Annotated in this window: 11 protein-coding genes; 8 read left to right on the top strand and 3 right to left on the bottom strand. The window is 67.4% G+C overall.

Annotation, left to right across the window (positions count from 1 at the left end; genetic code table 11):
• Positions 1 to 44: 44 nt before the first annotated feature.
• The 4 genes from BJL86_RS01250 to BJL86_RS01235 all read left to right on the top strand — a co-directional run bounded on the left by BJL86_RS01250 (position 45) and on the right by BJL86_RS01235 (position 4,579).
• Entirely contained in the window at positions 45 to 1,481 is a 1,437-nt protein-coding gene (locus BJL86_RS01250; RefSeq protein WP_156515190.1) for a lipase family protein, read from the top strand.
• A 48-nt stretch (positions 1,482 to 1,529) separates the two neighbouring features.
• Entirely contained in the window at positions 1,530 to 3,011 is a 1,482-nt protein-coding gene (locus tag BJL86_RS01245) for an FAD-binding oxidoreductase (protein ID WP_067471531.1), read from the top strand.
• A gap of 68 nt (positions 3,012 to 3,079) precedes the next feature.
• The gene (locus BJL86_RS01240) at positions 3,080 to 3,850 is read left to right on the top strand and encodes a decaprenylphospho-beta-D-erythro-pentofuranosid-2-ulose 2-reductase (protein ID WP_067471535.1); all 771 of its coding nucleotides are present in this window, start codon (positions 3,080 to 3,082) and stop codon (positions 3,848 to 3,850) included.
• A 117-nt stretch (positions 3,851 to 3,967) separates the two neighbouring features.
• Entirely contained in the window at positions 3,968 to 4,579 is a 612-nt protein-coding gene (locus BJL86_RS01235) for a hypothetical protein (protein ID WP_067471536.1), read from the top strand.
• Here BJL86_RS01235 and BJL86_RS01230 read toward each other — a convergent pair.
• Together BJL86_RS01230 and BJL86_RS01225 are read right to left on the bottom strand one after the other, a co-directional pair.
• Positions 4,576 to 4,845: a putative quinol monooxygenase gene (locus tag BJL86_RS01230; RefSeq protein WP_067471538.1), complete on the bottom strand. Its 270-nt coding sequence runs from the start codon at positions 4,843 to 4,845 to the stop codon at positions 4,576 to 4,578. The two genes, BJL86_RS01235 and BJL86_RS01230, sit on opposite strands and share 4 nt — an antisense overlap.
• Before the next feature lie 302 nt (positions 4,846 to 5,147).
• Positions 5,148 to 5,300 carry a hypothetical protein gene (locus tag BJL86_RS01225; protein ID WP_156515191.1) on the bottom strand — a complete coding sequence of 51 codons (153 nt, stop codon included), beginning with the start codon at positions 5,298 to 5,300 and terminating at the stop codon, positions 5,148 to 5,150.
• A gap of 200 nt (positions 5,301 to 5,500) precedes the next feature.
• Between BJL86_RS01225 and BJL86_RS17490 the strand changes: the two genes are divergently transcribed.
• From BJL86_RS17490 to BJL86_RS01210, 3 genes are all read left to right on the top strand, one after another.
• Positions 5,501 to 6,115 carry a TetR/AcrR family transcriptional regulator gene (locus BJL86_RS17490; protein ID WP_067471540.1) on the top strand — a complete coding sequence of 205 codons (615 nt, stop codon included), beginning with the start codon at positions 5,501 to 5,503 and terminating at the stop codon, positions 6,113 to 6,115.
• A 103-nt stretch (positions 6,116 to 6,218) separates the two neighbouring features.
• Positions 6,219 to 8,231 carry an arabinofuranosyltransferase gene (locus BJL86_RS01215; RefSeq protein ID WP_231887102.1) on the top strand — a complete coding sequence of 671 codons (2,013 nt, stop codon included), beginning with the start codon at positions 6,219 to 6,221 and terminating at the stop codon, positions 8,229 to 8,231.
• Positions 8,232 to 8,278: 47 nt separating this feature from the next.
• Entirely contained in the window at positions 8,279 to 11,719 is a 3,441-nt protein-coding gene (locus BJL86_RS01210; RefSeq protein WP_082908318.1) for an arabinosyltransferase domain-containing protein, read from the top strand.
• Positions 11,720 to 11,764: 45 nt separating this feature from the next.
• Here BJL86_RS01210 and BJL86_RS01205 read toward each other — a convergent pair whose 3' ends face one another.
• Entirely contained in the window at positions 11,765 to 12,802 is a 1,038-nt protein-coding gene (locus BJL86_RS01205; RefSeq protein ID WP_067471544.1) for an alpha/beta hydrolase, read from the bottom strand.
• A 147-nt stretch (positions 12,803 to 12,949) separates the two neighbouring features.
• On the opposite strand from BJL86_RS01205, the gene BJL86_RS01200 reads away from it, so the two are divergent.
• Complete coding sequence (locus BJL86_RS01200; RefSeq protein WP_067471547.1) at positions 12,950 to 16,321, top strand: arabinosyltransferase domain-containing protein; 3,372 nt, start codon at positions 12,950 to 12,952, stop codon at positions 16,319 to 16,321.
• Positions 16,322 to 16,358: the final 37 nt, after the last annotated feature.

Genomic DNA, 16,358 nt, shown 5'->3' with positions numbered 1-16,358 from the left:
CCAGAGATTCGTCGTTTTCCGTCGCCAGGGTTCTAGGGGCATCTATGTCTGATCGGTTCGTGAACACATCCGCGCGCAGCAGGAGGTGGACACGCTCCGCGTTCTCGATAGGTGCCGCGGCCGTCGTGGCTGTCGGAACGCTCGCGGTTCCCGCTACGGCGAATGCACAGTCGGCGATCAACACGATGTCCGGCGAAGAGGGTTCCGTCGGGCATGGGTCGGCCAACGAGGGATCGATCGAGGCATGGACGCCGGCCGGCGCCCCCGAACGTGTCCCGGAACGCTACCTGCCCGACCCCTCGGGCGACCCCTGGTACGACCGCGACCTGGAATTCGATGAAGACGCTGAGCCAGGCACGATCCTCGATGTGCGGCCGGTCGAGCTTCCGTCGATGGGCCTGCATCGCATCGCGTCCTCGTGGCAGGTGCTCATCCGTAGCAACGACACCAACGGGGATGCACAGGTCGCCGTGGCGACGATCGTTCTACCGAAGGCCGAATGGAAGGGCGAGGGTCCGCGTCCGCTCGTCGCGAGCAACTATGCAACAGACTCGCTCGGACTGGCCTGCCAGCCGAGCCGGACCCTGCCGAAGGGCATCGCGCCGACGGCACCGAATGCCCAGCTCGACCCCCGATTCCTCGATCAGGGCTACGCCTTGGTCATACCCGACCACCAGGGCCCGAAGGCCGCCTACGCTGCGGGGCGGCAGGCCGGACACGTCGTGCTCGATTCGATCCGCGCCGCCCGCTCCTTCGTGCCGCCGAACGGCGATGAGGCGCCGCTGAAGGACTCGAAGGTCGCGCAGCTGGGCTTCTCCGGCGGCGCCATCGCGGCCGGCTGGGCCGCGCAAATCCAGCCAACCTACGCCCCGGAGCTCGAGGACGTCTTCGTCGGCACTTCGATCGGCGGCGTTCCCGCCGACTTCGGCGCGCTCATGACGACGATGAACGGCTACCTCGGACCGGCCGGCATCTTCCGCGCCGCCGTGCTCGGCGTCGCCCGCGAATACCCGGCGCTCTACCGACTGCTCAACCCGGCCGGCGACGTGTTCGCCTACACCTCGCGCAACGCATGCTCGGAGGAGCTGCACTGGCAGGGCGCGATCCCGCTGCCCATCGACGACCTGACGATGGATAAGCACGTGCTCGGCGATGCGGACGTGCGCCAGATCCTCGTCGATAACGCCATGGGTCCGAATCCGGAGCGTCCTGAGGAAATCCCGACCCAGCCGATGCAGGTGTGGCAGGGCGATACCGATGCCCCGATAGTGCCGAACACCTCGATCGCGATCGGCGACTACTGGGTGCCGACCTGGGCGGTCAAGCGCATGGTGTCGAACTGGTGCGAGGCCGGGGTGCAGACGCAGTATCAGCCAGTGCCCGGCGAGCACCTGGTCTCGGCAGGCACCGGAGCAGACCCCGCGTACGAGTGGATCGACGCACGGATGCGTGATCTGCCTCTCGAGGCGAGCTGTAACTAGCGAGGGATCCACGACCGGCGGGGCTTTTGCGCGTAAAATCGCTCAGCGATGACTACGAACACGCCCCACCACTCGAACGCCCAGGCTCCGCAGGGCCCTTCCGACGGAGTTCTACTCGGCGAACTCCGCAGGCTTACCGGCTGGGGGCGCACCTCGCCGGCGCGCAGCGACGTGCTCACTCCGCGCAGCACCGAAGAGATCGCCGCAGTCGTCGAGAAGGTCGCCGATGCGGTCTCGGGCGGCGAGACGGGGCTGAGCCACGCACCGCGCGGCGTGCTCGCACGCGGACTGGGGCGCTCCTACGGCGACAGCGCCCAGAACTCCGGCGGCGTCGTGCTCGACCTCAGCCGTTTCAACAAGATTCATCTCATTGACGCCGAGCGCGCCGAGGTCGTCGTGGACGCGGGCGTGAACCTCGACCAGCTCATGCGCGCCGCGCTACCGTCCGGCCTGTGGGTTCCGGTCCTGCCGGGCACCCGGCAGGTGACGGTCGGCGGCGCCATCGGCCACGACATCCACGGCAAGAACCATCACTCGGCGGGCTCCTTCGGCAATCACGTCACCCGCATGGAGCTGCTCACCGCCTCGGGCAAGGTGCTCACGCTCGAGCCGGAGGGCACCTCGGACGATCCGGACGGTTCGATCTTCTGGGCGACGGTCGGCGGTAACGGACTCACCGGCATCGTGCTCAAGGCGACCATCGCGATGACGCGCACGGAGACGGCGTTCTTCCTCGCCGACGACGATCAGACGAGCACGCTCGATGAGACGATCGCGCTGCACACCGACGGCTCCGAGGACCGCTACACCTACTCCTCGGCGTGGTTCGACGCGATCTCAGCCCCGCCGAAGCTCGGTCGCGCGGCGATCTCGCGTGGCAACCTCGCCACGCTCGCGCAGCTCGAGGAGTTCGCGCCGAAACTCGCGAAGGATCCGCTGGCGATGAACGCGAAGCCGCTCATCACCTTCCCCGACATCTTCCCCAACGGCCTGGCGAACAAGTACACCTTCGGGCCGATCGGCGAGGTCTACTACCGCATGGGCGGGACCAGCAGAAACAAGATCAAAACGTTGCAGCAGTTCTACCACATGCTCGACTTGTTCTCCGAGTGGAACAGGGCATACGGATCCAACGGTTTCCTGCAATACCAGTTCATCGTCCCGCCGGGCGAGGTCGACGGGTTCAAGGACATCATCCGCGACATCCAGTCCTCGGGGCACTACTCGTTCCTCAACGTGTTCAAGCTCTTCGGCAAGGGAAACAAGGCGCCGCTGTCGTTCCCGATGGAGGGCTGGAACGTGTGCGTGGACTTCCCCATCAACTCCCGGCTCAACGAGTTCGTCACGCACCTCGACCGTCGCGTCATGGACATGGGCGGGCGCCTTTACACCGCGAAGGATTCGCGCGTGCCCGCCGCCACTTTCCACAAGATGTACCCCGAGGTCGACAACTGGATCTCTGTCCGCCGCCGCGTCGACCCGAACGGCGTGTTCATGTCCGACATGGGTCGCCGCCTCGAACTCGTCTGACCGGCTCGCCCCGTCCCGCACCGCCCGCACCCACGCCGTCACCCCATTCGAAAGGCACGTGAAGCTTCGTGATCAACGCCGTCGGAAACCCGCAAACCCTCCTCGTCCTCGGTGGTACCTCCGAGATCGGTCTCGCCATCTGCGAGGAATTCCTGCAGAAGGGCCCGATGAAGATCGTGCTCGCCGCTCTGCCGAACGACCCGCTGCGTGAGGACGCCGTCGCCCAGATGAAGGCGGCCGGCGCCACCGATGTCGAGCTCGTCGACTTCGACGCCCTGGATTTCGACAGCCACTCCGACGTCATCGATAAGTGCTTCGCGGCGGGCGTGGGAGGCGATATCGATGTCGCGATCGTCGCGTTCGGCATGCTCGGGGACGCCGAGACGCTGTGGCAGGACCAGAAGCTCGCGGTGACGGCGGCCGAGCTCAACTACACGGCGGCAGTGTCCGTCGGCGTGCTGCTCGGGCAGAAGTTCAAGGCGCAGGGGTACGGCCAGATCGTGGCCATGTCCTCGGCGGCCGGTGAGCGCGTGCGGCGCTCGAACTTCGTCTACGGCTCGACGAAGGCCGGGCTCGACGGCTTCTACCTCAAGCTCGGTGTGGCGCTCAAGGAGTACGGCGCGAAGGTGCTCGTCGTTCGGCCGGGGCAGGTGCGCACGCGCATGTCCGCCGGCGTCGACGAGGCCCCGCTGACGGTGAACAAGGAAGACGTCGGGCGCCTCGTCGTGCAGGCCGTCGACAAGGGCAAGGACCTGATCTGGGCGCCGCCGGCCTTCCAGCTGGTGATGATGGCGCTGCGTTCGATCCCCCGCCCCATCTTCGACAAGCTGCCGATCTAAGCATCTCGCGTACCACCGCGCCCACCGTATTTCCCCGCTCCGGGAACTTCGGTGGGTGTTGTCGTCTCCCAGGGGTGCAATCCCAATGGGAAACGCGAAGTAGGCATGGAGACACCAATGGCGAACGGCCCGGATGAGAATTTTGTAGTCGCACCCCAGAGTTCGCCTTCCGCAGGAGGCCGCGAAGCCCCCGCGCACGCCGGGATCGGCATGATCTTCTGGCTCGGCGCGTGGTGGATCGTGTCCGTACTCCTAGACGCTCTGCTCCTCACATCACTTCCGGATACGATCTCGTTCTGGGAGCGCTTGGGTGATTCCCAGTCGGCGCTGATGAATGGCACGATGTTCGCCATTTTCTACGGCCCACCGGCCGCGCTGTTGAGTCTGGTGCTGTCGAAGTTGCGGGCGCGTTTCGCGGGGCGGACTGCGGTGGAATCGGCACGGCCGAAGCGCTCAAGTTCAACGCGGACCCTCGTGTGGACCTTGGTCGTCGGCCCGCTCACCTGGTACTACCTCTGCATCTACGGCTTTGTAGCGGTGTTCGCCAACGGCCTGATAGGTGAAGAGGCTCTGCTCGAACTGGCCGTCAGTCTCCCCTCGGCCGCATTCTGGGGAGCCATGTACGGAACCGTGGCGGGCATTGTCGGAATCCCGATCTTCATGCTGCTCGGATTCGCGGTGTCCGGCGGCTTTCGGTCGGCATTTCGTCGACGCCGGACTCGCTCCTAGGCGGTCTCGAATTCGGCGACGTCCGCCGTCAGAATGTGTTGGCTTTGGTCGTCTTCGGGGCCCGAGCCGCGGAAGGCCTGCAGGTTGTCCCAGTTGTCCCAGCGCTCGTAGATGTTGATACGCGCAGGGTCGACGATGTCGGCGGAGAGCGCGAAGTCGAGGCAGCCCGCTGCGGCGCGGCCCTGCTCGACGATGGTGACGCAGCCGGCGAGGTAGGACTCGCGGCCTGCGGGGTCGACGGTGATGTGGCCGGCAACGATGATCATCACGGGGCCTTTCTGGTGCGAATTTCGACAAGTCGATCTGGCACCATTCTCGGGCCTCCGGGATGTACGCTTTTGTCCGATCCTGCCTAATTCCTATGACATCCGCCGGAAATGTGCAGTCCGCCCGACGAAACACCGCGCGCGGCGGGAAACACGTAGGCCTGCCTATGGTTTTCCGCCCAAGCGCAGTGAATTGCAATCACCGCAGAAGGCCCCGGCCCACACCGGTGTCGTACCCGGATCGAACTCGGACCTAATGACCCCCTAGGGGCGTGACCTCTTCGCGCCCCTCGGAAGCGGAATTAGGCGATCGCCGCAGGCCGTGCTCCACCTTCTTCGGACGTCCGCACCGCTGCGGAGGTGCGTGGGCTGGCCTCGGCGCGATGGAAGATCGCGTGAGCCATGTCGATTCCCCGGACAGCTTCCATGATGACGTTCCACGTTGCCTTGAGCATCGTGATCTCCCTTTCTGAACGCCGGCGGGACGGATAGTCCACGCCCCACCGAATGACAACCGGGACGCTCCGGTTGTCCGCCTGCGCACCGCCGCGGCTTCGGCGATGCGGTCCGGCCGAACATGCTCGTGACGAGCCAGTTCGGACAACTGATGAACAGCTTTGTAAACCGATCGGTTTACACCTCTATACTGACCTGTATGGTTAGGAAAAAGCAAGACCCTTCCAGAACTCCGGCCGCGCAGGCCGTTCTCGAGTCCGCTGCGTGGTTGTTCTACGAGAAGGGCATCAACGCCGTGGGCGTCGATGCCATCGCCGAACGCGCCGGCGTCACGAAGAAAACGCTCTACGACCAGTACGGCTCCAAGGCGAACCTCGTCGCCGAATACCTGACCGAACGGGACCACGATTACTACGCGTGGTTGCGCAAGGAAATCGAAAAACACACGGGCACGGACAGAATCCTCGCGGTGTTCGACGCGCTCGATACGTGGATGCGAAAGCGCAGTCCCAAAGGCTGCGCATTCGTCCACGCTCACGGGGAGCTACTCGCCGTCCCCGACCATCCGGCACACGCCGTGATCCGGGCGGAAAAGCGTTGGATTCTGCGACTGTTCGTCGAACTCGCAGAAGCGCAGGGGTACGCCCAGCCCGATGCCGTTGCCACTCAACTTGTGTGCCTCCTCGAGGGAGCCACGGTCCTCCGCTCGATTTCCGATATCACCGAGGCGGTCGCCCAGTCCCGGACCGCGGCGGCCATCCTCCTCGACGCGGCGGCGTCCGAGCCCACACGCGCTGCGAACGAGCAGGCGTAGACCTCTGCGTGGAACGGCCCGGCACACTGCTGCGGCCCGCCAAATTGCTCGTAATACCGTCGCTTCGCGCGTGTCCGACACCTCAACCGATAGGTTCTACTGTGTGACTTCCCGCAAGACTCCCACCCCCACGCCCGCGAGCACGCCCGCCGTGCGAAGCCGCCTCCTCGCGCCCGCGGCCCTCGCCGTCGCCTCTGTCGTCGTAGCGGCGATCATCGCACTCGCCGTGATCTTCGTGTTCGGCCGAGTCGATTTCCCCGCGTTCACGAGCTCCAACGTCTTGTTCGCGATCACCGTCGTCGCGCAGGTAGCGGCCCTCGCGGCGATCGTGGCCGGCGCATGGCTCGCGCGCAGGGGCGAGAGCGGCACGGCGCTGGGAAAAATGGGACCGGCGGCGTCAACACGAGTGGGCAAGCTGCTCCTGCCCGCCGCCAATGCGCTCCTGGTGGCCGCGACGCTCGCGATCCCGCTGTCCGCGACGCGCCTCTACCTCATGGGCGTGAGCGTCGACCAGGAGTTTCGCTCGCAATTCCTCGGCCGCTCGGCGACGAGCGCCGGCCTGCCCGACATGGCGTATGCGGACATGCCGTCGTTCTACCCCTCGGGCTGGTTCTGGCTCGGCGGGCGCTTCGCGAACGTGCTCGGCATGGACGGCTGGGAGGCGTACAAGCCGTGGGCGATCGTCTCGCTCGCGGTGGCCGCGGCGCTCGCGATGGTCCTGTGGACGCGGCTGTTGCGCACCGACATCGGCGCGGCCGCGGCAACCGTCACCACGCTGATCATGCTCACGCACGGCTCCCACGAGCCGTACGGCGCCGTCGTCGCGCTGCTCGCGCCGCCGATGCTTCTGCTCGCCTGGCACGCCGTCGCTCCTACACAGGGAGCGCGCAGCGCCTCCGGCGCACAAGCCCCCACCCATGACGCCGGAGGCGCGGGGCGCTTCGCCGTCGCCGCAACGCTGGTGTTCCTCGGCATCTCCGCGTGCTTCTACACCCTCTACACCGGTTGGGCCGCGCTCACGGTGGTGCTCATGGCGCTCGTCAGCGCTGGTCTCGCGCGCTGGGGGCGCACCCCTCGCGGCTACGGCGCCGGCCTTCCCATCGTGCGCCTCGTCATCATCGGAGTCGGCTCGATGATCGTCGCGCTACTCGCGTGGGCGCCGTATCTGTGGGCCGCACTCACCGGATCGACGGCCGCTTCCGGCCTGGCGAACCACTACCTGCCGCCCGAGGGCGCACAATTCCCGCTGCCCATGCTCGACACCGATCCCGCCGGCCTGCTGTGCCTCGCGGGGGTCGTGTGGCTTGCGCTGCGCGCGGGCACCTCCCGCCGCGCCGCAGCCCTCGGGCTCGGCCTCGCCGGCGCCTATGCGTGGGTCGGCCTCTCGCTGCTCGCCTCCGTCGTCGGCACCACACTGCTCAGCTTCCGCATGGACCTGATCATCTCGATGCTGCTTGCGGTGGCCGGCGTCTTCGGCGCGTTCGAGCTGGCCGGCGCGCTTTCGAAGCTCCGCATCGGTTCCACCCCCGGAGTCCGCGCCGTCGCGGCGCTCGCGGCCGTCTCCGCGATCGGCGCCGTCGCCTACGCCCAACACATCCCCACCCAGCTCGAACCCGAGCTCACCCACGCCTACGAGGACACCGACGGAAATGGCGAGCGCGGCGACCGCCAAGATGCCGACAAGGCCCGCTACTACCCCGAGATCGACGAATTCCTGCAGAGCGAGCTCGGCCAAGCGCCCGAGGACATCGTCGTCGAATCGGGGGCGCCCGGCTTCTTCGCCGTCACCGACTACCTCGCCTACCAGGCGGTGACGACGCACTACGCGAACCCTCTCGCCCACTTCGGCGAGCGCTCTGCCGTCATCGAATCGTGGGCGGATGCCGAGACGCCGGAAGAGCTCCACGCGGCGATCACCGACACCGAGTGGCGCGCGCCGGACGCGCTCGTCGCCGAACGCAAGGGCAACGATTACACCCTGCGACTCTCGCGCGATGTCTTCCCGAGCGATCCGAACGTAGAGTTCTTTACGGTGACCATCGAAGCCGAGGCTGTCGACGGCGACCAGTTCACCACGACCGATATCGGCCCATTTACGGTGATCGAAGTGAACTAGCTGCCCAAAACGGCAGGCCGCGCAGCAAAGTGAGATAGATTTTGCCAATGAGCTCCACCGCCAGCTCCGAGGACTCGGAAACCCGCTCCACCAGCACCGCACCACGCGGGCGCTGGTACAACGCGCGCGTCCTCGCGGCAGTGCTCGGTTTCCTCGGCGCCGGCCTCGCGCTCATCTCCGGCCTGCTGCCGGTGCACCAGAACAACGCGGAGATCAACTGGGCGCCAGGCGAGGACTTCACTTCAGTCACCGCGCCGCTGGTCTCCGGTCGCGCGCTCGATCTCGACATCCACATTCCCTGCGCCGCGGCCGCGGAGGCCGATGAGGACACGGTCCTGCTCTCGACATTGCCCGAGTCCTCCCCGGGCCGCTCCGCGGACGGACTCATGGTCGTGCGCGGCCGCAATGCGGACGGCCAATCGAGTCTCGAGGTCATCGTCCGCAACCTCACACTTCTCTCGGTGCCCGTCGACGCGCTGCGCTCCGAGTCCTGCGACACCGTACACATATCCGCAACCCCCGACGGCGTCGTCGGCGATGCGGGCGAGGCCACGTCCACCTCCGGGGAATCGGCGGGCGAGCCGATCACGGGCCGCTTCGGCGGGGACATGCGACCGCAGGTCGTCGGCCTGTTCACCGACCTGACGCCCTCGACCGCTCCCGAAGGCTTATCGAGCATGACGGCGCACGTCACCGTCGACTCGAGGTACTCGTCCTCCCCCACCTTCATCAAGCTGCTGGCGATGATCGTGGGCGTCGCCGCAACGATCGGTTCCCTCTACTACCTGCGCCAATTGGATCTCCAGGACGGCCGCCACCACGTGCGCATCATGCCGCGACAGCGGCGTGGCATCACCCCGCTCGACGGAATCGTCGCCGGCGTGCTAGGTATCTGGCATCTCGTCGGCGCGAATACCTCGGACGACGGCTATCTGCTCACCATGGCGCGAAGCGCCGGGCCGAGCGGCTACATGGCGAACTATTTCCGCTGGCTCGGCTCGCCCGAATCCCCGGTCGGCTGGTACTACGAAATCCTCAAGCTGATGACACACGTGTCCACCGCGAGCGTGTGGATGCGGCTGCCCACGCTGCTGTGCGGGCTGGCGACATGGTGGATCCTCACCCGCGAGGTGATCCCGCGTTTCGGCCGCCTTGCCCGCACGTGGCCTGTGCCCGAGTGGGCGGGCGCGGCGGTGTTCCTCGCATTCTGGATGGCGTTCAACAACGGTCTGCGCCCCGAGCCCGTCATCGCGCTCGGCGCGCTCGTCACGTTCATCCTCATCGAGCGGTCGATCGCGACCAGACGCCTATTACCCGCCTATCTCGCGGTGGTCGTCGCCGCGTTCTCCATCGGCACCGGGCCCACGGCGCTCATCTGTGTCGCCATCCTCCTCGCCGGCACCCGCATCGTGTTCAAGACGATGCGCGAGCGCGCCGCGACGTTCGGCTGGGCGCCCGTCCTCGGCCCGTTCTTCGCCGCCGGGTTCCTACTCCTGTTCACGGTGTTCGCGGACCAGACCCTCGCCTCGGTCGCGACCGCCTCGCGGATCCGCACCGAGCTCGGCCCCTCGCTGCCCTGGTACGGCGAGAAGGAACGCTGGGTGTCGCTGCTCTCGGTGGGCGAGGACGGCGGCATGTCGCGGCGCTTCCCCATGCTGCTCATGCTGCTGTCGGTCGGCATCGTCGGGCTCGCACTCCTGCGCCACCGCCGGATCCCCGAAGTCGCCGCGGGACCTGCGCGCCGCCTCGTCGGCATCGTCCTCGGCTCGCTCGGCATGCTCGCGTTCACCCCGACCAAGTGGACGCACCATTTCGGCATCTTCGCGGGCATCGGCGCGGCCGTGGCCGTCGCCGCCGTACTGTCGCTGCGGCCGAAGGTCGTCGGAGGGGCGCGCAACGCATGGCTCGTGGGTGCCGCGATCTCCGCCGTCACAGCTCTTGCGACCGCGACGGACAACGTGTGGTGGTACGTCTCGAATTACGGCATGCCGTTCGGCGAGTCCTTCCCCGCGATCGGCGGAGTGCAGATCAACTATCTCGCATTCGGTATCACGCTGATCTGCCTGATCATGGCGCTGCTCACGCACACAGGGATCCTGCCGCCGCGGGAGTCATGGCCCGCATGGATGCGCCCGACGAAGAAGCCGACGTGGCTGCACCTGCCCGGGTTCGCACGCCGGATCGCCGCGTGGTTCGGCGTCGCCATGCCGGACGGCTCCACCGCCGCGAAGACGGACGCGCAGCCCGACGAAGGCGCGGAGAAGAACGCACTCGACCGCGCGCACCCGCGGCGGATGGGCATCCCCGCGACGGCGTTCACCGCGATCGCGTTCCTCCTCGTCGCCACCAACCTCGCCTCCGCGCTCGTCGCCGTGTTCGACCGCTCGCCCGGCTACACCGTCGGCCGCTCCAATGCACGGGCACTCGTGGGCAATCCGTGCTCCCTCGCAGACGCCGTGCTCGTCGAAGAGAACTCGAACGACGGCGTGTTGCAGCCCGTCGGCACCTCGGTGGCGAATTCCCTCGGCGCCGGCGAGCGGACGGGCTTCGCCCCGAACGGCATCCCCGAGGAGATCCCCGTGGACACCACCGACACCGACTCGGGCTCTACGCTTGGTGGATTCGAAGCCGACGCCACCGGCGATCCCGGGGTCGATGCGGGCACGACCGGCGGCCAGGGCGAGGAAACGATCAACGGTTCCACCGCCTCGCTGCCTTTCGACCTCGATCCGGACGAGACTCCCGTCCTCGGCTCCTACCGTCGCGGTCCGCAGTCGCAGGCAAGGCTCCAATCGGGCTGGTACGAACTCCCCGGCCGCACGCCCCTGCGCCCGCTTCTCGTCGTCGCGGCAGCCGGCTGGATCTCCGCAGGTGACCTCGAGGTGCAGTACGGCCGCGCCGGGCAGGTCGGAACGGAGGGACCGACCAACTTCGAAGTCGAGGGTTCGCTACCGCTCATCGACGTCGGACCGGCTCCGACGTGGCGCAACCTGCGCGTACCTCTCGAGTCGATTCCCGACGACGCCGAGGTCGTGCGCATCGTCGCCCGCGACAACAACCTCGCTCCCGATTGGTGGATGGCGGTCACGCCGCCACGAAACCCGACGCTGCGCACCCTGCAGGACATCGTCGGCAGCGATACCCCGGTGCTCGCCGACTGGATCGTGGCGCTCGCCTTCCCGTGCCAGCGCCCGTTCGTACACAACGACGGCATCGCCGAGATCCCGCGCTACCGCATTCTCGCCGATCGCGAGTCCTCGACCATGGCGAACTGGTGGCAGTCGGCGAAAGCCGGCGGCCCGCTGCTGTGGATCGAGCAGACCACCAAGCCGGTCACCATCCCCACGTATCTCAACCACGATTGGGGACGGGACTGGGGCTCGTTGCAACGGCTCGACCCACTCGATCCGAATGCCGTGCCCGCGCAGATCGACCGCAGCCAGAGCCTGCGTTCCGGCCTGTGGTCGCCGGGCGAAATGGTCGGCTGACCCCACCGTTCAATCCGCCCATGACGGCGGAGGGGCGAACGAAGATCAGGCGCCGATGGCCCCGGCGATCGTCTGGTTCCAGCTCGTGCGCATCGAATGCCCGAACAGCGGGAACGAGTGCGAACCCTGCGGCATGTAGTAGCGGTTGACGTCCACGCCCGCCGCACGTGCGTTGTTCGCGAACACCTCGGTGCACCCGTTGACACCGGCCTCGACCACGGCAGGACCGGTCCACAGGTTGAGCCCGCCATACGGCTGGTTCTGCGGCTCGTCGATCGGGCCGGGCACCCCGGACCCCGAGGAGACGAACACCTTGACGTCGCGCAGCCGACCCGGATTGGCGTTCGGATCGTGATCGGGCCAGGACTGGGAGAACGGCTGACCCCACGCATTGAACGGGTTCCCCCCGCCCGACGCCATAATCGCCCCGGACGAGAAGATCCCGGCGGCGCCGGAACGGATCGGGCAGCCCGAATACGACGCGGCCGCGCGGAAACGCTGGGGCGCATGGGCCGCGATATCGAGTGCCGCGCCGCCGGTCGAGGACAGGCCGCCGATGGCGTCACGCCCCGTGCCGTTGAAGGCGCCGTCGATGAGCCCGGGAAGCTCGGACTCCATGTAGGTATTCCACTTGTTCACGCCCAGCACCGGATCGGGAAAGTCCCAGTCGGTCCACGCAGAGTGCGGCCCACCGATAGGCATGACGACGTTGACGTTCTTATCAGCGAAGAACGAGCGCACGTCCGTGTGCTTGGACCACGAGAAGTCCGAGGGGATCGCGCTGCCCTTGATTCCCGGCAACAGGTAGAAGGTCGGGCGGGCCTGCCCGCCGGGCGCCGAGATCACCTCGTTGACCACGACCTCGCGGTTAGCCGGCGACCACACGTGGACGCGGTGGAAGTTTCCGCCGAGGTTCTCGGACTTGACGATGTGCGCCTGGTCGCCGAGCCACGGCTGGTTATTTCCCTGCGCCGGGGTCGGCAGCTCCGATTGCGCCGAGGCAATCGGTGCCGAGGAGAAGGCTGTGGAGGCGAGAAGGGCAACGGCGGCCGCGAGAGCCCCTGCGGATGTGAGTCGGGCCATGGCCGAGCCTCGTTCCTTGAAGAATGTGAGATCGGGAATCTACTTTTGTTTATCATGGTTACTTAGTGGCGACAAGCGATTTCGGCTACAGGTGAAGTACATGGCAAAGCACATGTGCGGTGCGCACGTGGCCTAAAATGACTTCTCGTGCAGAACCCCTCTCCAGAGCCCTCGCCTAAGAAGAACGACCGGTCGGGCGAGAAGCCCGCGCCGCAGGGCGCTCCCGGCACGGCCGAGCGCCACTCGCGCGCCCGACGTCATGCCGTCATTGCCGCGGTGGCAGGCCTCCTCGGCGTCCTGTGCTTCTTGGTGACCCCGTTCCTTCCAGTCGAGCAGACCGAGAGTTCCCTCAACTGGCCGCAGGACGGCGAGGTCAACTCGGTGATCGCACCGCAGATGAGCTACACGCCGCAGTCCATCGACATCGCGATGCCCTGCGGGCTCGTCGCCGACCTGCCGGACGACGGCGGGATCCTCGTGTCCACCGCGCCGGGCCAGGGCGAGGACACCTCACTGCGCGCACTGTTCGTCCGCGCGACGGAGGACAACGTCGAGATCGCCTCGCGCGGCCGCATCATCGCGAACGCCGAGCGCGACCGCGTGGAGGCCGGGGACTGCTCGGAGATCACGGTCGCCGTGCGCGCCGACACGATCACCGGCGAGTTCGTCGGGATGACCGACGCGCCGAACGCGTCGCGCACCGTCGACGATGCGTTCGGCCTGCGCCCGACGCTCGTGGGCATCTACACAGATCTGCCCACGACCACCTCCCCCGAGGGCATGTCGGTGCATGTCGACGTCGATTCCCGCTTCACCTCGAACCCGTCGATCATCAAGTGGACGGTCATGGCGGTCGGCGTTCTCGCCACGCTCATCGCCCTGTGGGCACTGCACCAACTCGATAAACTCGACGGCCGCTCGAGCCGCCGGTTCCTGCCCTCCCGCCTGTTCCGTTTCCGGCTTGTCGACGGCGTGGTCGCGGGTGTCCTCGTGGTGTGGCACTTCATCGGCGCGAACACCTCCGACGACGGCTACATCCTGTCGATGGCGCGGGTGGCCTCGGACGCCGACTACATGGCGAATTACTACCGCTGGTACGGGGTCCCCGAGTCCCCATTCGGCTCGCCCTATTACGACATGCTCGCGTTGATCTCGCACGTGTCGACCAACTCCCTGTGGATGCGCCTGCCCGCCCTCATCGCGGGAATTCTGTGCTGGCTGCTGCTGTCGAAGGAAGTGATCCCGCGCCTCGGCCGGGCCGCACGCACGACACCCGTCGTGCACTGGACGGCGGCAGCGGTGTTCCTCGCCTTCTGGACCGCCTTCAACAACGGACTGCGCCCGGAGCCGATCATCGCGTTCGGCGCTCTGCTCACCTGGTGCTCGATCGAGCGGGCGGTGGCGACCAGGCGCCTTCTCCCGGCGGCGATCGCCTGCATTATCGCCGCATTCTCGCTGGCCGCCGGGCCGACGGGACTGATGGCCGTCGCCGCGCTGCTCGCGGGCACGCGCCCGGTCATCGCCGCGATCGTCGTGCGCGCCCGCATCCTCGGCGGCGGGATCGTCCGCGGCGTGCTGCCGCTGGTGTTGCCGATCCTCGCGGCCGGAACGATGGTGCTCGTCGCCGTGTTCGGCGACCAGACCGCCGCCTCGGTGCGCGAAGCCATCCGCGTCCGCGGCGAGATCGGCCCGAACCTGCACTGGTACCAGGAATTCATCCGGTATTACTACCTGCTCATCCAGACGGTCGACGGGTCGTTGCCGCGCCGGTTGCCGATGCTGCTCGCGTTGCTGTGCCTCGCGGTGGTCATCGGTCTCGTCCTCAGCCGCGGCCGAATTCCGGGCGCCGCCAAGGGCCCGACCACGCGCCTGGTCATCGTCGTCGTGGGAACGATGTTCTTCATGATGTTCTCGCCGACCAAGTGGACGCACCACTTCGGCGTGTACGCGTCCATCGGCGCCGCGATCGCCGCCCTCGCGTCGCTGGCGATCTACAGGGTCGCGCTCAATTCCTCCCGCAACCGGACGCTCTTCCTTGCGGTGTCGCTGCTCGTGCTCGCGGTCGCCGCCGCCGGCACCAACGGCTGGTGGTACGTCTCGAGCTTCGGTATCCCGTGGTGGGACCGCCCGCCGTCATTCCGCGGGATCCAGGCCTCGACGGTGCTCCTGGTCCTGTCCGTCGCGACGTTCGCGCTCGCCGCGTTCCAGCACCTGCGGGCGGACTACACCAGGCAGACGACCCCGCAGACCAGCGCCGGCCGTAACCGCATGCGTTCCTTCGCGGCTGCGCCCGTCGCCGTCATCGCCGGATTGCTCGTGGTATTCAATGTCGCCTCGCTGGCCAAGGGCGCACAGGCACAGTACCCGGGTTACTCTGTGGGCCTCGGCAATGCGAAATCGCTGGCGGGCGAGCCGTGCATGCTCGCCGAGCAGGTTCTCGTCGAGCCCGATTCGAACGCAGGAATGCTCGCCCCGGTCGACCCGGACATGTCGGCGTCGGAGGCGCTCGAGGGCCGCACCTCGAACGGCTTCGACCCTGACGGCGTGGCTCCCGACCTCACGGCGGACTCGATCACCGGCAGCGTCGGCACGGCCGGATCCACCGAGGACCCCGATTCCGGGCCCGAGGAGCACGAGGGCCAGGGCGCAGGGACGAGCGGCGGCGAGGGCTCCGAGGGCATCAACGGCTCCACGGTCGCGCTCCCCTTCGGCCTCGACCCGGCCGCCACTCCCGTGCTCGGTTCGTACCGCAGCGGCCCACAGCAGGAGGCGAACCTCGAGACCGGCTGGTACTCGATCCCGGACGATGACGATTCGCCGCTCCTCGTCGTCACTGCCGCGGGGCGCGTGGCACACCTCGACGTCGTCGGTTCCTTCACCTACGGCCAGGACATGGTCTTCCAGTTCGGGCAGACCCAGCCTGATGGATCGGTAGCCCAGGTCGGCGAGAACGTCCTTCCCAAGGACATCGGGCCGAACCCGTCGTGGCGCAACCTACGCGTCCCGCGTTCGGAGTTCCCCGAGGGCGCCGACAGCGTGCGGATCTCGATCCGCGACGGCGATCTCAACCCGGACCAGTGGGTCGCCATCACACCGCCGCGCATGGCGCAGCTCGACACGTTGCAGAACTACGTCGGATCCGAGGACCCGGTGCTCCTCGACTGGGCAGTCGGGCTGCAGTTCCCGTGCCAGCGCCCGTTCGGCCATTCTGCGGGCGTCGCCGAGGTGCCGAAGTTCCGCATCCTGCCCGACCGTCCGCTCGCGGTGACCGCGACGGGCACCTGGCAGGACTACAAGGCCGGCGGCCCGCTGGGTTGGGCGACGATGGGGCTCGAGGCCGAGTCGGTCCCGACATATCTCAATCATAATTGGGACCGCGATTGGGGATCGCTAGAGCGGTACACCCCGTACGGCACCTACGCCGGACAGCCGGTGCCTGCCGAGGTCGACACCACCACGCAACAGCGCTGGGGCTGGTGGGAGCCCGAGGCGAAGATCTTCGTGACGGACCCGCAGTAGCGGTCGCCGAAGTTCATCCCGGGGGTGAGGTGCGCGT

The sequence above is a fragment of the Dietzia timorensis genome, assembly GCF_001659785.1.
Lineage (GTDB): Bacteria > Actinomycetota > Actinomycetes > Mycobacteriales > Mycobacteriaceae > Dietzia > Dietzia timorensis.
The sequence above is the reverse complement of the archived record's forward strand: the minus strand, read 5'-3'. Positions and strand labels throughout refer to the sequence as shown.